Origin of the sequence: Rugamonas brunnea, assembly GCF_014042345.1 — a bacterium.
In the GTDB taxonomy this organism is placed as follows: domain Bacteria; phylum Pseudomonadota; class Gammaproteobacteria; order Burkholderiales; family Burkholderiaceae_D; genus Rugamonas; species Rugamonas brunnea.
In genome coordinates, this window is the sequence record NZ_JACEZT010000008.1 from 195,887 (window position 1) to 216,956 (window position 21,070).

Annotated in this window: 20 protein-coding genes and 1 tRNA gene; 7 read left to right on the forward strand and 14 right to left on the reverse strand. The window is 66.7% G+C overall.

The features are described 5' to 3' along the window. Positions 1-20: 20 nt before the first annotated feature. The 4 genes from cysT to H3H37_RS14080 are packed head-to-tail and all read left to right on the forward strand — an operon-like array spanning position 21 to position 3,857. Positions 21-875: a sulfate ABC transporter permease subunit CysT gene (gene cysT / locus H3H37_RS14065; RefSeq protein WP_182163477.1), complete on the forward strand. Its 855-nt coding sequence runs from the start codon at positions 21-23 to the stop codon at positions 873-875. After that, positions 872-1,858, forward strand: a complete 987-nt coding sequence (gene cysW / locus H3H37_RS14070; RefSeq protein ID WP_229218833.1) for a sulfate ABC transporter permease subunit CysW — start codon at positions 872-874, stop codon at positions 1,856-1,858. The genes cysT and cysW overlap by 4 nt, the downstream gene beginning before the upstream one ends. A gap of 2 nt (positions 1,859-1,860) precedes the next feature. Continuing rightward, positions 1,861-2,925: a sulfate/molybdate ABC transporter ATP-binding protein gene (locus tag H3H37_RS14075; RefSeq protein WP_182163479.1), complete on the forward strand. Its 1,065-nt coding sequence runs from the start codon at positions 1,861-1,863 to the stop codon at positions 2,923-2,925. Between the two features lie 2 nt (positions 2,926-2,927). Further along, positions 2,928-3,857, forward strand: a complete 930-nt coding sequence (locus H3H37_RS14080) for a CysB family HTH-type transcriptional regulator (RefSeq protein ID WP_182163481.1) — start codon at positions 2,928-2,930, stop codon at positions 3,855-3,857. A gap of 110 nt (positions 3,858-3,967) precedes the next feature. Here the strand turns inward: H3H37_RS14080 and H3H37_RS14085 are convergent, their stop codons facing one another. The 6 genes from H3H37_RS14085 to H3H37_RS14110 form a co-directional block, all read right to left on the reverse strand. Further along, positions 3,968-6,301 (reverse strand): TonB-dependent receptor plug domain-containing protein, encoded by a 2,334-nt coding sequence (locus H3H37_RS14085; RefSeq protein ID WP_311197495.1) that lies wholly within the window; start codon positions 6,299-6,301, stop codon positions 3,968-3,970. A gap of 317 nt (positions 6,302-6,618) precedes the next feature. Further along, on the reverse strand, positions 6,619-7,665 hold the full coding sequence (locus tag H3H37_RS14090; protein WP_182163485.1) for an aldo/keto reductase: 1,047 nt from the start codon (positions 7,663-7,665) through the stop codon (positions 6,619-6,621). 3 nt (positions 7,666-7,668) lie between these two features. Next, the gene (locus H3H37_RS14095) at positions 7,669-8,709 is read right to left on the reverse strand and encodes a quinone-dependent dihydroorotate dehydrogenase (RefSeq protein ID WP_182163487.1); all 1,041 of its coding nucleotides are present in this window, start codon (positions 8,707-8,709) and stop codon (positions 7,669-7,671) included. A 51-nt stretch (positions 8,710-8,760) separates the two neighbouring features. Further along, the gene (locus H3H37_RS14100) at positions 8,761-9,501 is read right to left on the reverse strand and encodes an arginyltransferase (protein WP_182163489.1); all 741 of its coding nucleotides are present in this window, start codon (positions 9,499-9,501) and stop codon (positions 8,761-8,763) included. A gap of 121 nt (positions 9,502-9,622) precedes the next feature. Next, positions 9,623-10,351 carry a leucyl/phenylalanyl-tRNA--protein transferase gene (aat, locus tag H3H37_RS14105; protein ID WP_182163491.1) on the reverse strand — a complete coding sequence of 243 codons (729 nt, stop codon included), beginning with the start codon at positions 10,349-10,351 and terminating at the stop codon, positions 9,623-9,625. Between the two features lie 7 nt (positions 10,352-10,358). Next, positions 10,359-10,931: an NUDIX hydrolase gene (locus H3H37_RS14110; protein ID WP_182163493.1), complete on the reverse strand. Its 573-nt coding sequence runs from the start codon at positions 10,929-10,931 to the stop codon at positions 10,359-10,361. Between the two features lie 201 nt (positions 10,932-11,132). On the opposite strand from H3H37_RS14110, the gene H3H37_RS14115 reads away from it, so the two are divergent. After that, positions 11,133-11,209, forward strand: a tRNA-Met gene (locus H3H37_RS14115). A gap of 349 nt (positions 11,210-11,558) precedes the next feature. Further along, positions 11,559-13,832 carry a putative bifunctional diguanylate cyclase/phosphodiesterase gene (locus H3H37_RS14120; protein ID WP_220456435.1) on the forward strand — a complete coding sequence of 758 codons (2,274 nt, stop codon included), beginning with the start codon at positions 11,559-11,561 and terminating at the stop codon, positions 13,830-13,832. Between the two features lie 157 nt (positions 13,833-13,989). Here the strand turns inward: H3H37_RS14120 and H3H37_RS14125 are convergent, their stop codons facing one another. From H3H37_RS14125 to H3H37_RS14135, 3 genes are all read right to left on the reverse strand, one after another. Next, on the reverse strand, positions 13,990-14,964 hold the full coding sequence (locus H3H37_RS14125; RefSeq protein WP_182163495.1) for a DNA-3-methyladenine glycosylase 2: 975 nt from the start codon (positions 14,962-14,964) through the stop codon (positions 13,990-13,992). Beyond that, the gene (locus H3H37_RS14130) at positions 14,961-15,860 is read right to left on the reverse strand and encodes a DMT family transporter (RefSeq protein WP_182163497.1); all 900 of its coding nucleotides are present in this window, start codon (positions 15,858-15,860) and stop codon (positions 14,961-14,963) included. Before H3H37_RS14130 ends, H3H37_RS14125 begins: the two co-directional genes overlap by 4 nt. Before the next feature lie 78 nt (positions 15,861-15,938). Beyond that, a complete protein-coding gene (locus H3H37_RS14135; RefSeq protein ID WP_182163499.1) occupies positions 15,939-16,946 on the reverse strand; it encodes an XdhC family protein in 1,008 nt (335 codons plus the stop codon). Positions 16,947-17,016: 70 nt separating this feature from the next. Here H3H37_RS14135 and H3H37_RS14140 point away from each other — a divergent pair, with 70 nt between their 5' ends. Further along, on the forward strand, positions 17,017-17,160 hold the full coding sequence (locus tag H3H37_RS14140) for a hypothetical protein (protein ID WP_182163501.1): 144 nt from the start codon (positions 17,017-17,019) through the stop codon (positions 17,158-17,160). 22 nt (positions 17,161-17,182) lie between these two features. On the opposite strand, the gene H3H37_RS14145 is transcribed toward H3H37_RS14140, so the two are convergent. The 5 genes from H3H37_RS14145 to lspA all read right to left on the reverse strand — a co-directional run bounded on the left by H3H37_RS14145 (position 17,183) and on the right by lspA (position 21,034). Further along, positions 17,183-17,617, reverse strand: coding sequence for a surface-adhesin E family protein (locus tag H3H37_RS14145; protein ID WP_182163503.1), 435 nt, complete (start codon positions 17,615-17,617; stop codon positions 17,183-17,185). Between the two features lie 14 nt (positions 17,618-17,631). Beyond that, positions 17,632-18,681 carry a M48 family metallopeptidase gene (locus H3H37_RS14150; RefSeq protein WP_220456436.1) on the reverse strand — a complete coding sequence of 350 codons (1,050 nt, stop codon included), beginning with the start codon at positions 18,679-18,681 and terminating at the stop codon, positions 17,632-17,634. Between the two features lie 72 nt (positions 18,682-18,753). Beyond that, a complete protein-coding gene (gene dut, locus H3H37_RS14155) occupies positions 18,754-19,203 on the reverse strand; it encodes a dUTP diphosphatase (protein WP_182163507.1) in 450 nt (149 codons plus the stop codon). A 60-nt stretch (positions 19,204-19,263) separates the two neighbouring features. Continuing rightward, a complete protein-coding gene (gene coaBC, locus H3H37_RS14160; RefSeq protein WP_182163509.1) occupies positions 19,264-20,484 on the reverse strand; it encodes a bifunctional phosphopantothenoylcysteine decarboxylase/phosphopantothenate--cysteine ligase CoaBC in 1,221 nt (406 codons plus the stop codon). A 16-nt stretch (positions 20,485-20,500) separates the two neighbouring features. Further along, positions 20,501-21,034 carry a signal peptidase II gene (gene lspA / locus H3H37_RS14165; RefSeq protein WP_182163511.1) on the reverse strand — a complete coding sequence of 178 codons (534 nt, stop codon included), beginning with the start codon at positions 21,032-21,034 and terminating at the stop codon, positions 20,501-20,503. Positions 21,035-21,070: the final 36 nt, after the last annotated feature.

A 21,070-nucleotide genomic window follows, 5' to 3' on the forward strand; every position in this document is an offset into this window, starting at 1 on the left:
TTGTAATGAAGGGGCGCATCATGTCTGCAACATTCAACGCCACGGCCGCACCGTACCGCGTGCTGCCTGGTTTCCGCTTATCGCTGGGCTTTACGGTTTTCTATCTCACGCTGATCGTGCTGATCCCGCTGTCGGCCGTGTTCCTGAAGACGTTCTCGCTGAGCTGGGATGACTTCTGGGCCGCCGTCAGTTCGCCGCGCGTGCTGGCGTCCTACCGGCTCACATTCGGCGCGGCGCTGGTCGCCGGCGCGCTCAACGTGGTGTTCGGCGGCATCGTCGCCTGGGTGCTGGTGCGTTACAACTTTCCCGGCAAACGCGTGGTGGACGCGCTGGTCGACTTGCCGTTCGCGCTGCCCACCGCCGTGGCCGGCATCACGCTGACGGCCCTGTATTCGGCCAATGGCTGGTTCGGCCGCGTGCTGGAAGGCGTGTTCGGTGTGAAAGTGGCGTTCACGCCGCTCGGTGTGGTGGTGGCGCTGACCTTCATCGGCCTGCCGTTTGTGGTGCGCACCGTGCAGCCGGTGCTGGAGGAGGCCGAACGCGAACTGGAAGAGGCGGCCGCCAGCCTGGGCGCCAGCGCGCTGCAGACGTTCGGGCGGGTGGTGTTTCCCGCCATCTTGCCGTCGCTGCTGACGGGCTTTGCGCTGGCGTTCGCGCGCGCCACGGGCGAATACGGTTCCGTGATTTTCATTGCCGGCAATATGCCGATGGTCTCCGAGATCACGCCGCTGTTCATCATCACCAAGCTGGAACAATACGACTACGCGGGCGCCACCGCCATCGCCGTCGTGATGCTGGCGGCATCGTTCCTGATGCTGCTGTCGATTAACCTGCTGCAAGCCTGGGCACGCGGCAATGGAGGGAAAGGCCGATGAGTATCGTCTTTGCAGACTTGCAGGCGGCCGCGCCAGGTGCGCCCGGCGGACCTGACGGGCCGCATACGCCGGACGTGCTGAAGGCGCCGGATGTGCTGAACGCATCAGCGGCGCCGTGGTCGCGCTCCGTCGCGCGCCCCACGCAGGCGACGCTGGAACCGCAGTGGGTGCGCGGCGTGTTGCTGGCCGTGGCCCTGGTGTTCCTGACGCTGTTCCTGTTCGTGCCGCTGGCGGCCGTGTTCGCCGAGGCATTCAGCAAGGGCTGGCATGCCTACCTGGAGGCCATCAGCGAGGACGACGCGCTGGCCGCCATCCGTCTGACCCTGCTCACGGCCGCCATCGCCGTGCCGCTCAACGTGGTGTTTGGCGTGGCCGCGTCGTGGTGCATCGCCAAGTTTTCCTTCCGTGGCAAGAGCCTGTTGCTGACGCTGATCGATTTGCCGTTCTCCGTCTCGCCCGTCATTTCTGGCCTGATCTACGTGCTGCTGTTCGGCGCCCAGGGCTGGTTCGGGCCGTGGTTGCAGACGCATGACATCAAGCTGCTGTTCGCCGTGCCGGGCATCGTGCTGGCCACCATCTTCGTCACCTTCCCGTTCGTGGCGCGCGAGCTGATCCCGCTGATGCAGGCTCAGGGCAGCGAGGAGGAGGAGGCCGCCATCGTGCTGGGGGCGTCGGGCTGGCAGACATTCCGCCGCGTCACCCTGCCCAACATCAAGTGGGGCTTGCTGTACGGCGTGATCCTGTGCAACGCCCGCGCCATGGGCGAGTTCGGCGCCGTGTCGGTCGTGTCCGGCCACATCCGGGGCGAGACCAACACCATGCCCCTGCAAGTGGAGATCCTGTACAACGAATACAACTTCGCCGCCGCGTTCGCCGTGGCGTCACTGCTGGCCCTGCTGGCGCTGGTGACGCTGGCCCTGAAATCGTGCATCGCGTGGCGCCTCAATGCAGGTGCCGCCGCAACCCCATCCACGGAGCAATGACCATGACCATCGCAGTCAAGCATATACACAAACAATTCGGCGCGTTCGCGGCATTGAACGACGTGTCGCTCGATTTCCCGGCCGGCGAACTGACGGCGCTGCTGGGCCCGTCGGGCTGCGGCAAGACCACGCTGCTGCGCATCATCGCCGGCCTGGAGCATCCCGACAGCGGTCAGGTGTTGCTGGATGGCGAGGACGCCTCGGCCCGCCATGTGCGCGAGCGCCAGGTCGGTTTCGTGTTCCAGCATTACGCCCTGTTCAAGCACATGACGGTGTTCGAGAACGTGGCGTTCGGCCTGCGCGTCAAGCCGCGCGACCAGCGGCCTTCCGAGCATCAGATCCGTGTCAAGGTCAAGGCCTTGCTGGAACTGGTGCAACTGGACTGGCTGGCCGACCGCTACCCGCCCCAGTTGTCGGGCGGGCAGCGCCAGCGGATCGCGCTGGCCCGCGCGCTGGCCGTGGAGCCGCGCGTGCTGCTGCTCGACGAACCGTTCGGCGCGCTGGACGCCAAGGTGCGCAAGGAACTGCGGCGCTGGCTGCGCCGCCTGCACGACGAGCTGCACGTGACCAGCATCTTCGTTACCCACGACCAGGAGGAGGCGTTGGAAGTGGCCGACCAGGTGGTGCTGATGAACAAGGGCCAGGTCGAGCAGGTTGGCACGCCGGCGCAGGTCTACAACCATCCGGCCACGCCGTTCGTGTTCAGCTTCCTGGGCCATGTGAATACCTTCCACGGGCGCGTGCAGGACGGCTTCCTGGCTACCGGTGACGCCAGTCTGGCCGTGCTTGGCCACGGCGGCGCCGACGGCCACGGCACGGCCTATGTGCGCCCGCATGAGCTCGATATCGAACGCTACACGCCGGGTGCGCCCGGCATCGTCGTCAAGCTGCGCCGCGCGCATGCGGTCGGCCCGCTGGCCCAGCTGGACCTGGAACGGGGCGACAACGCCGAATTGATCGAAGCTGTGCTGCCGCATGAACACTATCGCCAGCTGCGGCTGCAGGAGGGCGAAACGCTGGTGGTGCGGCCCCGGCGCTTGCAAGTATTTGTGAATCAAGGAGCTTGAGTATGAATTTCCAACAATTGCGCTCCGTGCGCGAAGCGGCCCGGCGCGGCTACAACCTGACGGAAGTGGCCAACGCGCTGTTCACGTCGCAACCGGGCGTGAGCCGCCAGATCCGCGAGCTGGAAGACGAGCTGGGCGTGATCATCTTCGAGCGCAACGGCAAACGCCTGACCGGCATGACGGAGCCGGGCAAGGGCATCCTGCGCATCATCGAGCGCCTGCTGGTGGAAGCGGAAAACCTGCAGCAGGCCAGCCTCGAATATGCGGGCCAGCGCAGCGGCACCCTCAACGTGGCGGCCACCCACACCCAGGCCCGCTACGCCTTGCCGCGCGTGGTGCAGTCGTTCCGTTCGGCTTATCCGGACGTGCGCATCGGCCTGCAGCAAAGCGCGCCCGAGCATATCGCCGAATGGGTGTTGTCGGGCAAGACGGACATCGGCATCGCCACCGAGGGCTTGTCGGAATATCCGGAACTGGTGTCGTTCCCTTGCTACCGCTGGAGCCATCTGATCGTCGTGCCCGAAGGCCACCCGCTGCTGACGCGCACGCCGATCCGGCTGGAAGACCTGGCCGATGTGCCGCTGATCACCTACGACCAGGGCTTCACGGGCCGGGGCCACATCGACGCTGCCTTCAGCCAGGCTGGCTTGCGGCCCGACATCGTGCTCACCGCCATGGATTCGGATGTGATCAAGCAGTACGTGTCGCTGGGGCTGGGCGTCGGCATCGTCGCCTCGATGGCGTTCGATCATGGGCGCGACCATGGTTTGCGGGCGGTGGAAGCGTCGCACCTGTTCGCCACCAACACCACCCGGCTGGCTGTGCGGCGCGGCGCTTACCTGCGCTGCTATGCCTACGACTTCATCCAGCAGTTCGCGCCCGGGCTGACCCGGGCCGAGATCGACGCTGCGCTGGGCAGCGCCGTGGCCTGAACCTCCTTGGAAGTTGTTTCAAAATGACCATGGCTAGGCGTGGCGCCGAAGACAGTGCGCTTGCACGGCAAGGCGCCACAACGACGCCATGGGCTTTTTGATGCAACTTCTTACCAGCTGTAGCCGGCTTTGGCGTAGTAGAAGCGGCCGTTGAAGCCGTTCGGCGAGAAGCCGCTGTAGGGATTGATGCCGTTGTTGTTGAGGTTGCCCGCCGACGTCACCTGGTCCGGATAGCGGTTGGTGGCGTTGTCGATGCCGGCCGTCAGCTTCCAGCGGTTGCCCAGCTTGACGCTGGCGGCCAGGTCCAGCACCCATTGCGGGTCATACACCTGGTCCAGCGCCGGATTGTTCTGCGGCACGGTGAAGCTGCCGTAGCGGGTCACGGTGACGCGGCCGTTCCAGGGACCGGCCGTGTATTCGGTGGCCAGGCTGAACTTGTCGCGCGGCGAACCGACCGTCATGCGGTTGATGGTCTGGCGGTCGATCAGGGTCAGGCCGTTAGCCGTCAGCAGGGCCGGGTTGGGCGCCACCCGTTCCAGCGTGTTCTTGTTGTGGTTGTAGGCCAGCGTGAAATCGAAGCGGCCCACCAGCGCCAGGTTCCAGCGATAGGTGCTGACCACGTCCACGCCCGTGGTGCGGGTGTCGATGGCGTTGGTGAAGTAGCGGCCCGCGCCCACCAGGATGCCTTGCGCGGCCAGCGCCCGTTTGAGCGTGTCCGACAGCGTCATGTTGGCCGACAGCGCGATGCGGTCGTCCACGTCGATGCGGTAGGCGTCGATGGTGGCGTTCCAGTTGCTGGTCGGCTGCACCTGCAAGCCCAGGCTATAGTTGCGGGCTTTCTCGGCCTTGAGCGGCGTGGCGCCCAGTGCCGTGGCGGCGGCGCTGCCGACGGCGAAGGTGCCCGTCTCGATCGGCGTGTTGACGCCGTTGATGACGGAGAAGTTGGTGGTGGTGATGGTGTAGAACTGCTGCGCCAGCGACGGCGCGCGGAAGCCCGACGAGGCCGTGCCGCGCAGGGAGACCATCTCGTTGAACGCGTAGCGGGCCGAGCCCTTGGCGGAGGTGGTGCTGCCGAAATCGCTGTAGCGCTCGTGGCGCAGCGCTGCCGAGCCGGAGAACTGGCGGCTGACTTCCGCTTCCAGGTTCAGGTACAGCGATTCGTTGTGGCGGCTGTTGCTGCCCGCGTTGACCGGCCGGAAGCCGGAAAAGCCTTGCGAGCCCGTGCCCTGGTAGGACGCCGCGTCGCCGGCGCCGATTTCATATTTTTCATGCCGCGCCTCCGCGCCCAGCGCCACCGTCAGCGGACCGCTGAAGGCGGCCACCGGGAATTCGCGCGCCACATCCACGTTCAGCAACGTTTGCGTGTTCTGCAGCTTGCCGGCATAGAAGTGGGTGGGGCTGTTGGCGCCCAGGTCTAGGTTGACCGTGTGGTCCATGTCGAGCTGGAACTCGTTGCTGCCGTAGTTCAGGCTGGTGTCCCAGCGCCAGCCGCCGGCCTCGCCGCGCAGGCCGGTCACCAGCGACTGGTCGGTCGAGGTGCTGTTTTCCAGCGGCAGGAAACCGTCCGGATAAATGGGGCTGCGCCCGAACGTGCGCCAGGTGGCGGCGGCCGAGGTGTCGCGCTGGCCGTAGTTGGCGAAGGCATACCATTCGAGGTCGTCGTTGATGGTGACCTGGCTGTTGACGAACACGGTGCGGGGCCGGGTTTCCGGGTCGCCGAAGCGTTGGTTGACCAGGCCGTAGCGCGGGTCCTTGGGATTGCGCAGGTCGGGGCCGGCGCGGTTGGTGGGATCGCGGTCGGCCGCTTCCACGGCCACGCGCAGCCAGCCGCTGTCGCCCAGCGCGAAGCCGGTCGAGCCTTTGAGCGAGACTTGCTTGCCGTCGCGCTTCTGGTATTCGCCTACGCCCAGTTCGGCGTCGCCGCCGTTCGGCCCCTTTTTGAGGATGATGTTGATGACGCCTGCGATGGCGTCTGAGCCGTACTGGGCGGCGGCGCCGTCGCGCAGCACTTCGATGTGGTCGATGGCCGACAGGGGGATCGCGTTCAGGTCCACGGGCGCCGAGCCGCGCCCCTGGGTGCCGTTGACGTTGACCACGGCCGAGGTGTGGCGGCGCTTGCCGTTCACCAGCACCAGGGTCTGGTCGGGCGACAGGCCGCGCAACTGGGCGGGCCGGACGGCGTCGCTGGCGTCGGCGCCGGACGGGCGCGGGAAGTTGACCGAGGGCAGCAAGCGGCCCAGCACCGTGGCCAGTTCCGTGGACCCGGTGGCTTGCAGTTCGCGCGCGCCGATGATGTCGATCGGCGATTCGGAATCGACCGTGCGGCGGTTCTTGGCATAGGTGCCCGTGACCACCACAACCGAGGGCAGCTCGCCGGCCAGCGGCTCGGTTTCCTGGGCCATGGCGGGCACGCTGAGGCTGGCGGCAAGGGTGGCGGCCAGCACGGCTGGTGCGGTGGGGCGGAGGATGAGGCGGTGACGGGAATCTGGACGGGAATTTGGACGTGAATCTGGACGTAAACGCATGTGGCTCTCTCCGGGGATAGTGGAAAAAAAAGCTTAACAGCGGGCAAAATTGCCGCCCACGAATCGTTTCAACTAATCATATACAGTAATGAAATAAGTTGCAGGCGAGGGCGGCACGCGCGGACGTTGCGCGGTGCAGGGAAGGCGTTTTGTGGTGGAAACGAAACAGCGCACAGGGGGCGGCGCCGTTCCGTTTCTTTGCGCAGGCGCGGGGCCAGTGAACCGGCCCCGGCAGCTTATTGTCCCGGATTGGGCAAGCTGGCGTGGATCGCGTCGATCTGCGCCACGACTTCCGGCGCGAGCTGCACGTCCAGCGCGGCGATGTTTTCTTCCAGCTGCGCCAGCGTGGTGGCGCCGATGATGGTGGAGGCCACGAACCAGCGCGAGTAGCACCATGCCAGCGCCATCTGCGCCGGCGTCATGCCGTGCGCGCGCGCCAGCGCCGCATAGTGGGCCACGGCGGCCAGCACGCCAGGCCGCAGGTAGCGTGGACTCCAGTTGGGCGGGAAGATGGTCAGGCGGCCATGCGCCTTGGGATCGTCATGGTATTTGGCGCTGAGCTGGCCGAACGCCAGCGGGCTGTAGGCCAGCAGGCTGACCTGTTCGCGGTAACAGGTTTCGTCCAGCAGGCTGGTTTCGAAATGGCGGGCCGTCAGGTTGTACAGGTTCTGGATGGTGGCGATGCGCGGCAAGCCCTTCATCTCGGACTGCTTGATGAACTCGCACACGCCCCAGCTCGATTCGTTGGACACGCCGATGTGGCGGATCTTGCCTTCCTGCTGCAACTGTCCCAGCACGGCCAGCGTCTCCGCTATGGCCACGTGGGTCCGTTCCTTGGCCGGCTCGAAGGCGTGGGCGCCGAAGATGGGCACGTTGCGGCTGGGCCAGTGCAATTGGTATAAATCGATATAGTCCGTTTGCAAACGCTGCAGGCTGCCCTCGACGGCGGCGCGGATGTTGGCCGCGTCCAGGTTGTTGCGCCCGCCGCGCACCCAGTGCATATTGGGGTTCGGCCCCGCCACTTTGGTGGCCAGCACCACCCGGTCGCGCTGGCCGGTTTTCTTCAGCCAGCTGCCGATGTGGCGCTCGGTGCTGCCTTGCGTTTCGGCGCGCGGCATCACCGGGTACATCTCGGCCGTGTCGATGAAGTTGATGCCGCGCGCGAGCGCCAGGTCGAGCTGGCTGTGCGCGTCCGCTTCCGTGTTCTGCTCGCCGAAGGTCATGGTGCCGAGGCAGATACGGCTGACCTTCACATCGGTCATGCCCAGGGTGGTGTACTGCATGGTTTAACGCCCGCGCAGTGCGTCCGCGCAGTCGCGCACCAGGGCGGGACCGGCGTAGATCAGGCCGCTGTACAGCTGCACCAGCTGGGCGCCCGCGTCGAACTTGGCGCGCGCGTCGGCGCCCTTCATGATGCCGCCCACGCCGATGATGGGCAGGGCGTCGCCCAGTTCCGCCTTGAGCAGGCGGATCACCTGGTTCGACAGTTCGAACACGGGCGCGCCCGACAGGCCGCCCGCTTCCTCGCCATGGCGCATGCCCTGCACGGCCGTGCGGCTGAGCGTGGTGTTGGTGGCGATCACGCCGTCGATCTTGTGGCGCAGCAGGGCGTCGGCGATGTTCTTGACTTGCTCGCCATCCATGTCCGGCGCGATCTTCAGGGCCAGCGGCACGTAGCGCTTGTGCTGGTCGGCCAGGCGCGACTGGGCGTCCTTGAGCTGGGCCAGCAGGCCGTCCAGTTCTGAGCCGCCCTGCAACTGGCGCAGGTTCTTGGTGTTGGGCGAGGAAATGTTGACCGTCACATAACTGGCGTAGGGATAGACTTTTTGCAGGCACAGCAGGTAATCGTCGACCGCCCGTTCGATCGGGGTGTCAGCGTTCTTGCCGATGTTCAGGCCCAGCACGCCGGCCTTGTCCTGGTAGAAGCGCGAGGCCTGCACATTGGCCACGAAGGCGTCCACGCCGCCGTTGTTAAAGCCCATGCGGTTGATGATGGCGTGCGCGGCCGGCAGGCGGAACATGCGCGGCTTGGGATTGCCGGGCTGGGCGCGCGGAGTCACGGTGCCCACTTCGATCGAGCCGAAGCCGAGGTCGTTGAGCGCGTCGATGTAGGCGCCATCCTTGTCCAGGCCGGCGGCCAGGCCGACCGGGTTCTTGAACGTCAGGCCCATCACGGTGCGCGGGTCGGGTTGCGGTTGCGGCAGGCACTTGGTCAGGCCCAGCGCGGCGGCGCGCTTGAGGGCGGGCAGCGTGAAGTGGTGGGCCGACTCGGGGTCCATGGAGAACAGCAGCGGGCGGGCCAGGGAATACAGGAAATGGTTGGACATGGGGGCACTCTGAATTAGGTGCGGTATTTTACCGTGTCCGGCCGGCAAGCCCTAGCCCTGGCGTCCCGGCTGCAACACCCCCCACTGGCCCTTGATGCGCGCTTCCAGCGGCCGGAAGTTGATCTTGTAGCTCATCTTCGGGCTGTCCTCGATCCAGTAGCCGAGGTAGACGTAGGGCAGGCCCAGCTCGCGCGCCTGCTCGATCTGCCACAGCACGTTGAAGGTGCCGTAGGAGGCGCCTTCCACGTCCGGGTCGAAGAAGGTGTACACGGACGACAGGCCGTCCGACAGCATGTCGATGATGCTGACCATGCGCAGCGTGCCGTCCGGGTCGCGGAATTCCACCAGCCGCGTGTTGACCCGGCTTTGCAGCAGGAACTGGGCGTACTGGTCGCGGCTGTCCTGGTCCATGCCGCCGCCGGCGTGGCGCGCGCTCTGGTAGCGCAGGTAGAGCGCGTAGTGCTCATCGGAGAACGACAGCGTGGCCACGGCGGCCCGCAGCTGGCCGTGGCGCACCCAGGCGCGGCGCTGGGTGCGGCTGGGCGTGAACAGGTCGGCCACCACGCGCACCGGGATGCAGGCCTGGCAGCCGTCGCAATACGGGCGGTAGGTGAAGATGCCGCTGCGGCGGAAGCCGTTCTTGACCAGTTCCGAATACACGTCGGCGTTGATCAGGTGCGACGGGGTGGCCACCTGCGAGCGGGCCTGGCGGCCATCGAGGTAGCTGCAAGGGTAGGGCGCCGTGGTGTAGAACTGCAGCGTGGCGAAAGGCAGGTCGTTCAGGTGCGTCATCGAGCATGTCCTATCGGTACGATGGCAAAACAGGTGGTGCGGTCAGGCATGGTCAGACATATCTTAGCGCGTCGCAGCCGCATTGGTGTGCGCGCGCGCATGCCGTGCATGCAGGTCCAGCTTAACCGGCGTCCGGCAAGGGCGCAATTGGTTCCCATGTGGAAATTGGCGGCAAGGCGATACTGTTGCGCAGATGCGCCAGGAAGCGGGTGCGTGGAATCGGCGCGGCGCCCAGCGAGGCCAGGTGGTTGGTTTCCTGCTGGCAGTCGATCATGGCTACGCCGTGGCTGCGCAGGAATTGCACCAGGTAGGCCAGCGCCACCTTGGAGGCGTCGCTGACGCGGGCGAACATCGATTCGCCATAGAACATGCGGCCGATGCAGACGCCGTAGGCGCCGCCCACCAGCTTGCCGTCTAGCCACAGCTCGGATGAATGGGCGTAACCGAGCCGGTGCAAGCCCGTGTAGCCGGCGATGATGTCTTCCGAAATCCAGGTGCCGGGGCCGTCCTTGCGCGGCGCGGCGCAGGCCCGCATCACCTGTTCGAAGGCGCTGTCGAAGCGCACCTGCCAGCGGCCGTCCGTGTGGCGGCTGCGTTCGATTTTGCGCAGGGTCTTCTTCAGGCTGTCGCTGATGCGGAACTGGTCCGTCATCAGCACCATGCGCGGGTCGGTGCTCCACCACAGGATGGGCTGGCCTTCGGAAAACCAGGGAAAGATGCCGCGCTGGTAGGCTGCCAGCAGGCGTTGCGGCGACAGGTCGGCGCCGGCCGCCAGCAAGCCGGGCGCATCCGTCGTGAGCGCGCTGGCCACGTCCGGGAAGGGGCTTTGCGCTTCTAGCCAGGGGATCACGGCCGCCTCAGACGTCGGTGCGCATGGGACGGTCGACGTCCTGGGTGTAGAAGCCGTGGCCGCCGCCTTCGCGCATGCGGGCGCGGTCGGCGAAGAACAGCTCCAGCGTGGTGCGGACGGTGGGGAAGGCCAGGTCATCCCACGGGATTTCCGCCTCCGTGAACATCTTCACTTCCAGGCTTTCCTCGCCGGGGGCGAAATCGAGGTCGCGCAGCGTGGCCAGGTAGAACATGTGGACCTGGTGCACACGCGCCACGTTGAGCAGGGTGAACAGCTGGCCCAGCTCGATGTTGGCGCCCGCTTCCTCCTCCGTCTCGCGCACGGCGGCCTGGGAGGTGGTCTCGTTGTTCTCCATGAAACCGGCCGGCAGGGTCCAGTAGCCGTAACGCGGTTCGATGGCGCGCCGGCACAGCAGCACCTGGGTCTGGCCGTCGCGCTCCCACACCGGGATCGAGCCCAGCACCATCTTGGGGTTCTGGTAATGGATGGTGGCACAGTGGCTGCACACGTAGCGCGGACGGTTGTCGCCGGCCGGTACGGTCAGGGACACGGGGTGGGCGCATTCGGAACAATATTTCATGGAGATTACTCTAGTCGTGATGTGCTTACTTTACACCCAATGGCGCCATCGCGGCATGTCCGCAGGGGCCACGCCAGAGGGAAAACCGTGCCGCGCGGCACGGTGGATCGGCGTTGGCGGGCATTTATATGGGCTATCACCAGCGATTTCGGGATAAATATTGCCTAAATCAAGTCTTTGGCCTATAATGATCACATCAGACGCGGGGTGGAGCAGTCTGGCAGCTCGTCGGGCTCATAACCCGAAGGTCACAGGTTCAAATCCTGTCCCCGCAACCAAATTCCCAAAAAACCGTCGTCCATGTTAAAGTGGTGACGGTTTTTTATTGCTGCGACCAGGCAACACTGTCCGGCGATGATTTGATCCAGATCATTGAATTGGAACTCCGCGATTGATGCAGCGCAAGACGCGTGGCTGTGGCGGAAGTTTCAATGCTAATCTCCTAGCATAAGCGTCGAGCCGGCAATCCCCCTTTTTCCCGCGGGTTGCCGCTCCCGGAACGCCAGTCTGCGCCCCCAATCACTGTGCCAGCCGTTTGAACCCGCCGGGATCGCCCGGAAACGCCGTCCTGCCATTGGCCGGATGCCTTGTGGTTTCACCGCTGCCGCTACCTGAAAGGGGGATGAAATGGCATCGTCGCGCAATCGTTTCATCGCTCTCGTCACAGCCAGCTACACGGTGCTGGCCCTGGCATGGATTTTCCTGTCGGACCAGATGTTGCTCAGCCTCCTGAATGTGCGGGACGCGGCCTGGATGTCGACGGCCAAGGGGGTGTTTTTCGTCGTCAGCACGGCGGTCGGCTATTTTCTCGCCATGCGCGCCGTTGCCGGCGACGATAACCGCCCGCAATCGCTGCTGACGATGATGGCCACCGGCCTGGCGCCCACGCGCGGCAATGGCGCGCTGTGCTACGTGCTGGCCGCAGCCTTGTCCGGCGCCACCCTGTTCGCGCGGCTGAACATGGTGGCCGTCAACCAGCAACATCCATGGCTGATCCTGTTCATGTTGCCCATCATCCTCAGCGCCATGCTGGGCGGCCTGGGGCCGGGCCTGCTGGCCACGGTCGTGGCCACGGTGGGCGACAAGCTGATGGCCATCGAGCCGCTGTACAGCATGCGCTTCGACCGCGGCACGGACTTGCTGGTGTGGAGCTTGCTGGTCCTGAACGGCATCGTCATCAGCGTGCTCAGCGAAATATTGCGTCGCGCCCTGCACCGGCGCGACGTGGACCGCAACCTGCTCACCAATGTCGTCGGCGGCACCTCGGACGCCATCTACGTCAAGGATTTGAAGGGCCGCTACCTGCTGGCCAATGGCGCGGCGGCCTCCTACCTGGGCCGGCCGCAGGCCGAGGTGCTGGGGCGCGACGACCTGGCCATGCTGCCGGCCGAGACGGCGCTGGCGATCGGGAAACTGGACCAGGAGATCATCGCCTCGGGCCGCACCCAGACCCAGGAGGAATACCTGGTCAACCAGTCGGGCGAGCGCATCCTGTTCCAGTCCACCAAGGGCCCCATCTACGACCCGTCCGGTGCCGTGGTGGGCTTGTTCGGCGTCTCGCGCGACATCACCAAGAGCAAGCTGGCCGAGGAGCGCATCCAGTACCTGGCCCATTACGACGTGCTGACGGGCTTGCCCAACCGCGTGCAGCTGGATGAACGCATCCAGCACGCCATCGGCCAGGCGGCCGACGGCGGACAGAAACTGGCCGTGCTGTTCCTCGACCTCGACCATTTCAAGGACATCAACGACAGCCTGGGACACAGCGTGGGCGACGCGCTGCTGGTGGCGCTGGCGCGGCGGCTGCGCGGCATCATGCGCGCCGACGACATGGTGGCGCGCCTGGGCGGCGACGAGTTCGTGTTCCTGCTGCAAGGGGTGGACGTGGGCGGCCTGGCGCAGACGGCCCAGCGCATCCTGGACGTGGTGGAGGAACCCTTCTCGATCGAGCAGCACGAGTTGACGGTGAGCGGTTCGATCGGCATCGCCCTGTATCCGGACGACAGCGGCGACCTGGAGGGCCTGGTCAAGTGCGCCGACGCCGCCATGTACCGCGCCAAGCAGAACGGGCGCAATCGCTATTGCTTCTTCACGGCCGAGATCGAGGCGCTGACGGTGCGCCGCATGCAGGTGGTGAGCGCGCTGCGCCACGCGCTGGAGCAGCACCAGTTGACGATCCACTACCAGCCCCAGTTCAGCGCGCGCGATGGCCGCATCATCGGCGCCGAGGCCTTGCTGCGCTGGCACCATCCCTTGCTGGGCCAGGTGTCGCCGGAGGAATTCATCCCGGCGGCCGAGGACAGCGGCTTGATCGTGACTATCGGCGAATGGGTGCTGCGGCGCGCCGTGCGCCAGATGAAGGCCTGGCTGGACGAAGGCATGGCGCCGTTCGTGTTGGCCGTCAACCTGTCGACCGTGCAGTTCCGCCATCCCAATCTGCCGGCCATGGTGGCCACCATCCTGGCCGAGGAACAGCTGCCGCCGCAATACCTGGAGCTGGAGCTGACCGAGAGCGGCGCCATGCACGATCCGCCGGCCGCCATCGCCGTGATGGACCAGTTGCACGAGCATGGCGTGCGCATGGCCATCGATGATTTCGGCATCGCCTATTCCTCGCTCAGCTACCTGAAGAAGTTCAAGGTGTACAAGCTGAAGATCGACCAATCCTTCGTGCGCGACATCAGCGCCGACCCGGAGGACCGCGCCATCGTCACGGCCATCATCGCGATGGCGCGCGGGCTGGGCCTGCGCACCATCGCGGAAGGCGTGGAGACCCAGGCCCAGCTCGAATTCCTGCGCGAGCACGGTTGCGACGAAATCCAGGGCTATTACTACAGCAAGCCCTTAACGGCCGAGCAGTTCGGCCGCTTTGTCCATGAGGTGGAACCATGCGCGGCGTGAACCTGCGAACCTTGCGCCGGCGCGTACGCCGGTCCGCACCTTGCGAACGGGGCCTGCGGCCGCGCCTCAGGCGGCGGGCAGCGTGGCAATGGACTGCCGGATAAAGGCCCGCTAGTCCGCCGTTTTGCAGGCGCAGATCAACCGTACCGGCTCCCGGTCACGGGGCAGGTGGATCTTCTCGGGGGTGCTGGCTGGCCCACAGGTGGGCGGCAGCCATGGTGCGATGGGGGCGGTAGCGGGCCAGGAACTGCTCGGTGCGCGCCATGTCGGGTTTGGCGTCTTCGCCCAGCAGGTGTTGCAGCGCCGCGCGCACGGCCACGTCGCCATGCAGCGAGCAGTCGGCGTAGCCATAGCCGCGCAGCAGGCCGTAGTTGACGGTCCAGGGGCCGATGCCTTTCACGGCGAGCAGGGCGGCCGATACGTCGTCGATGCCATAGCCGGGGCCTAACGCCAGCCGCAGTTCGCCGCTGGCCACCAGTTGCGCCAGGCGCAGCACCGTGTCGGCCTTGGCGCGCGAGAATTTGCGCGTGGTGAGCGCGTCCGGGACCAGGCTGGCCGCGCTGCCCGCGTCCGGGTAGCACCACAGGCCGGAACTGTGCTGGCGGCCCGCTTGCAGGATGAAGGTGCGGCGCAGCGCGATGGCGAACGGCAGGTTGATCTGCTGGCCGATGATGGCCCAGGTGAGCGCTTCGAACACGGTGGCCGACTGCACCACGCGCAAGCCCGCCTGCGCGCGCGTGAGGGGGCCGAACAGCGGATCGCCGGCCGTGAAGTCGGCGAACGGTTCGGGATCGATGCGCAGACCCAGCATGGCTTCGGCGGCGGCGCGCGCGTACGCTTCGATGGCGGGCGTGCACGGTCCGTCGGCCAGGATGGTGCAGTGGGCGGCCGATGGGGCGCGGCTGTTGGCGTTGTTTCTGGCGTTGCCTTTGGCGCCATCGTTTGCCATCGGCGGCGCAATGTCGAGCGCAATGTCGAGCACCACGGGCACGCCGTCGAGCAGCACGCCTTTGCGCAGGTGGCGGTCGCTGACCTGTTCGGCCACGCTTTCCGCATCGCGCCGGTGGAAGGCCAGCACGTCATCGAGCCGGTAGCCGGGCGGCAGCGGCAGCGTGAATGACGCGCGCGTCATGCGGCGCTCGCCTTGCGCTGCGCACCCAGGCGGGGGCGGAAGCCCGTCACCAGCGCGGTGCCCAGCAGGACGATGGCAGCGCCGGTCCAGGTGTACCAGCCCGTCGTCTCGCCCAGGAACAGCACGCCCCATAGGATGCCGAACACGGGGCTGAGGAAAGTGACCGTGAGCGCGGAGGCCGGCCCCACGTCTTCGATCAGGCGGAAGTAGATCAGGTAGGCCACGCCGCTGCACAACACGCCCAGGGCCAGCACGGCGCCCATGATGCCGATGGTCGGCGTGGCCGGCGCCGGGAACCACGGCAGCACGGGCAGCACCAGCAAGGTGGCGCCCCACATGCTGCCGTGGGCGTTGGCGAACGGCGGCACGTCCTGCGCCGACTTGGCCGACTTGGCGTAGTTGCTGGCGATGCCGTAGTTGAACGAGGCGAACAGCACGGCCGCGATGGCCAGTCCGGCGCCCGGACCGGCGCTCACATGGTCGAAGCTGACCAGCAGCGCCACGCCGGCTGCGCCCAGCAGCAGGCCCGCCGCCACGGTGGGCGACACCATGCGGCGCGACCAGGCAGCGCCGATAACGGCGCCCCACAGCGGCGTGCTGGCGTTGAGCACTGCCATCAGCGAGGCCGACAGCGTGCGCGCGGCGAACGCGAACAGCAGGAAGGGCAGGGCGGAATTGAACAGGCCCAGGATCAGGTAATGCTTCCAGTGCCGGCGCAGTTGCAGCGGCTTGCGCAGCACCAGCGCCACGATGGCCAGGAACAGGGCGGCGAACAGCACCCGGTACTGGATCAGCAGCGCGGCGCCCAGCACGGGCGCGGCGATGCGCATGAACAGGAACGAGCCTCCCCAGATGGCGGCCAGCAGGATCAGTCGGAACAGGTTGGTGGTGCTCATGGATGGCATCCCATGGAAAAGGCGTGATTGTCGGGCATGGGCGGCGCTAGCGCCACCCGCTTCTTGCTATTGAATGGTTCAGGCCACGCAGGCATGGCTGCCCGGCGCTTCTGGCGTGGCCGCGTGGCCCACTTGCAGCGCGGCCGGTACACCGTTCTTAATGGCCGTCATCTGGGCCAGGATGGAGATCGCGATTTCGGCCGGCGTCTTGCTGCCGATGTACAGGCCGATGGGTCCATGCAGCCGCGCCAGCTGGTCCGGCGTGACGTCGAACTGCAACAGCCGTTCGCGCCGCTTGGCATTGTTGGCGCGCGAGCCGATGGCGCCCACGTAGAACGCGTCCGACTTGAGCGCCTCCATCAGGGCCAGGTCGTCCAGCTTGGGATCGTGGGTCAGGGCCACGACGGCGCTGCGGTGGTCCAGCTTCAGTTCCAGCACCAGGTCGTCCGGCATGGCGTGCACCAGCTGCACCCCGTCCATGTTCCAGCCGGTCCGGTATTCCTCGCGCGGCTCGCACACGGTCACGTGGTAGTCCATGGCGGTGGCCACCTGGGCCAGGAAGCGCGACAACTGGCCGGCGCCGATGATCAGCAAACGCCAGCGGGGGCCGTGCAGTGTGACCAGCGTGTGCGCATCGGCGCGCATGACGGCGCCCGGCGGCGCCGGCGCCAGTGTGACGGCGCCGCTGGCCATATCCAGCCGGCGTTCGACCAGTTCGTGGCGCTCCAGCCGTTCCAGCAGTTCGGCGATGCGGCTGCGCGCCGACAGCGGTTCGACCGCCAATTCGATGGTGCCGCCGCAGGGCAGGCCGAAGCGGTGCGCCTCGTCGGCGGTGATGCCGTAGCTGACCCGTTCCGGGCCGGCGCGCCGCAAGCCGTCGCCGCGGGCGCGCGCGATCAGGTCATCCTCGATGCAGCCGCCCGAGACGGAACCGATCACGCTGCCGTCCTCGCAGATGGCCAGCGTGGCGCCCACGGGGCGGGGGCTGGAGCCCCAGGTACGGATCACGGTGACCAGTTCGCAGCGGCGGCCAGCCGCGATCCAGGCGGCGCAAGTCTTCAGTACTTCCAGGTCGATGCTGTCCATGGCGGTGGGCTCCTTGCGGCTGCAGGCATTCGACTATACTATGGCTCTCCAAAGCTTGCAGGATGACCTGATGACCCAACCCGACAACCACGAAGATGACGGCAATCCCAAGTTCGGCCGCCTGCTGATCGTGCTGATCATCGCTGTGCTGTTCTGTGTCGCCCTCACGTGGGTGATGGGCGCGGTGTTCCCCAACTTCCCCAACTTCAGCTGAATGCCGGCGCGCTGGCGCACGCTCAGCGGCGGCGCCGGCACACGGCGGCCAGCGCCGCCGCGTAAGGACTGCCAGGCGCGATGGCTTCCGGGCTGAATTCCTCGAACCGATAGTTCTCCACCGGTTCGCCGCGGCCCATCGCCTCGGGATAGTAGATCTGCGCCCGCAGGATGGCCGTGCGCGCGCCGCATGCATACACGTGCTGCGCCTTCATGGAGCGGAATGGCTTGCCGCCCGGCGTATTCTGGGGACGGCGGAAGCTGCGCAGCGTCCATGCGCGCCGGCCCTGTTCCACGCGCACGATGCTGGTGCGGTCCAGGTAGAGCGTCGCGCCTTCGGCCCGGCCCACGCGGCTCCAGTGCGTGCGGTGGTGGGCCGGATGCCCGTGCGGTCCCTTCGCCGCCTGCGCCGCGCCGCAGCAGATCAGCAGCAGCAAGGGCAGGAGCAGGGTGCGCATGGCGTCGGCCCGGCTCAGGGCAGCAGCGGCTTGCGGGCGGCCTGCTTGGCCCTGATCTCGGCCACGGTCTTGTCGATCACGCCGAGCCGGTAGCTGGTGGCGGGATGGATGGCCGTGTAGCCGTTCAGCACCGTGGGCGGATACTGGCCGGCCAGGCGCTGCCAGAACGCGTGCGCGTGCTCGATGTTGTAGCCGGCGCGGGCCAGCAGGTACAGCGCCAGGTAGTCGGCCGCCGCGTCCAGTTCCTGCGGCACGGGCTTGATGCCGGCGCTGCCGATCAAGAGCGAGGTGTCGGGCCGCACGGTCACCAGGTTGTCGATCATGCCGCCCACGGTGTAGGCTTGGCGCGTGGTGTTGGCGTGGCCCAGCACGTTGTGGGCGATGTCCTTGGCCAGCACGAAGGCGATCGCCTCGTCGCTCTGGGCGAAGTTGACCATGCCGCGCGTGATCAGCACGCGCTGGCCGTCGGAATAGGAGTTGATGTTGTCCGAGTTGCCCAAGTCGACCTTGAAGGCGCAGGCCCGGGTGACAGGCACGGTGATGGCGCGCACGGCGCTGCCCCGGCGCACGGTGATGCTGAGCGCGGAGTGGCGTCCCACCAGCGGACCGAGGATGCGCGCGGCCTGGGTTTCCGCGTTCGGTCCCGTGGGCAGCGCTTGCGCTTCCACCGACACCAGTTCGTCGCCCTTGCGCAGGCCGGCGCGCGCGGCGCCGCTGCCGGGCAGCACGCCCGACACCTGCAGCTGTTCGCCGTAGCCCAGCGCGGCCTGGGCCGCGTCCGCGTATTCGCCCGGGTAGGAGTATTTGTTCTTGGCCGTGAAGCCTAGCAGTTCATGGGCGTGGGTGCGGCACAGGTCCGCATTGTTGATCAAGAGCGGCGCCACGATCTGGTACAGCCGCTCCTGGGTGGCCACCATGCGGCTCACCGTGTCGCGCGCCTCCAGCATGCGGGCCGTGACCACCACCGGCTCCGGCGCTGGCGCGGCGCGCGGGACGGAGGTGCCGGGCGCTTGCGGCACCGTCTTGAAAGCGGAACACGCCGACAGCAGCAACATCGCCGTCATGGCGGCCCATGGTCGGGCAAGTTGGCGGCGCGCTGCGCCTGGCTGCTGGTCGGAGTGTGGCATGGTCTGTCCTTAGTGTTTGCCGGTGCTGCCGAAACCGCCGGCACCGCGTTCGCTGGCGTCGAAGTCCTCGACGATGTTAAACCCGACTTGCAGGACCGGCACGATGATCAGCTGCGCCAGGCGTTCCATCGGTTGCAGCGTGAAGGCGGCGTGGCCGCGGTTCCAGGTCGATACCATCAACTGGCCCTGGTAGTCGGAATCGATCAAGCCTACCAGATTCCCCAGCACAATGCCGTTCTTGTGGCCCATGCCGCTGCGCGGCAGGATCATGGCGGCGTAGCCGGGATCGGCCACGTGGATCGCCAGGCCGGTGGGAATGAGCACGGTCTGGCCGGCTTCGATGACGATGGGGGCGTCGATGCAGGCCCGCAGGTCCAGGCCGGCGCTGCCGGGCGTGGCGTAGGCGGGCAGCATGTCCTTCATGCGCGGGTCGAGGATCTTGACGTCGATATTTTTCATTGTTGCGGTTTCAGTGTTTCAGGTGATTCGGATGATTCGGATTGTCGGGCCGTGCAGGCGTCACTGGAACAGCGAGTACTTGTCGATCCGCTTGGAGATTTCGCACACCAGCTGGCGCGCCAGCGTGAGCTTGTCGGCGCGCGGCAGGATGGTGTGGCCGTTCTCGTCGAACAGGATGATGGTGTTGTCGTCCTGGCCGAAGGTGTGGTGGCCGATGTTCCCGACCAGCAGCGGAATGCCTTTCTTCTCGCGCTTGACGGCGCCGTATTCGAGCAGGTTTTCCGATTCGGCCGCGAAGCCCACGCAGTAGGGATGGCCGGCCAGCGAGGTCCGGGCGGCCACGGTGGCCAGGATGTCCGGGTTCTGCTCGAATTTGAGTTCGGGCACGGAGCCGTCGCCCTTCTTTTTCATTTTCTGGGCGCTGGTGTTGGCCACGCGCCAGTCGGCGACGGCCGCCACGGCCACGAACACGTGCTGGCCTTCCACGGCCGCCATCACGGCGTCGTGCATCTGCTGCGCGCTTTGCACGTTGATGCGCTGGACACCGTAAGGCGTGGGCAGGGCGGTGGGGCCGGAGATCAGCAGCACCTCGGCGCCCGCTTCGCGCGCCGCGCGCGCGACGGCGTAGCCCATTTTGCCGGACGACAGATTGGTGATGCCGCGCACCGGGTCGATGGCTTCGAACGTGGGGCCGGCCGTGACCAGGATGCGCTTGCCGGCCATGGTCTTGGGCTGGAACGATGCGATCACTTCCTCCAGCAGCTGCTGCGGTTCCAGCATGCGGCCCAGGCCCACTTCGCCGCAAGCCTGCTCGCCGGCGCCGGGGCCGAAGATGACGATGCCGTCCTCGCGCAGCTGGGCCGCGTTGCGCTGGGTGGCGGGGTTCTGCCACATCTCCACGTTCATGGCCGGCGCGATCAGCAGCGGCAGCTGGCGCGGGCGGGCCAGGCACATGGTCGAGAGCAGGTCGTCGCACACGCCGTGGGCCAGCTTGACCATGAAGTCGGCCGAGCAGGGCGCGATCAGGATGGCGTCGGCGCCGCGCGTGACGTCGATGTGGGCCATGTTGTTGTCCACCCGCGGGTCCCACTGGCTGGAGAACACGGGCCGGCCCGACAAGGCCTGCATCGTCACGGGCGTGATGAAGTGGGCGGCGGCGTCCGTCATCACCACCTGCACGCTGGCGCCCTGGCCTGTGAGCAGGCGGCACAATTCGGCCGCCTTGTAGCAGGCCACGCCGCCGGACAGGCCGAGGACGATTTTCTTACCGGTGAGATCCATGCTGGTGCTCCAGGAGTTAGCGGTTCACGCGGCGCAGTTCATCGAGGATGAACAGGCCGGCGCCAAGGCAGATGGCCGAATCGGCGATGTTGAACGCCGGGAAGTGGCCGGCGAGGTCGAACCCCGGGAAGTGGCCCAATGCCTTGTGGTGGAAGTCGAGGAAGTCGATCACGTGGCCGTACAGCAGGCGGTCGATCACGTTGCCGATGGCGCCGCCCAGGATCAGGGCCAGGGCCCAGCAGAACAGGCGCTGGCCGCCATGCTTCTTGAGCAGGAAGATGATGTAGGCCGCCGCGCCGAGGGCGAGGGCGGTGAAGAAGTAGCGTTGCCAGCCACCCGCGTCGCGCAGGAAGCTGAACGCGGCGCCGGGATTGTAGGCCAGCACCAGGTTGAAGAAGGAGGTGACGAATTTCTCTTCACCGAGCGTGAACAGCTTGGTGATGGTGATCTTGGACAGCTGGTCGAGCAGGATCACGATGGCGGCGATGCCGAGCCATGGCGTGAGGCTGGACGAGGATTTGGCGGAAAAGCGGGATTTGTTGGTGGCCATGGAATGTTGGTTGGTTTCGTGGCCGCCGCCGCGCCG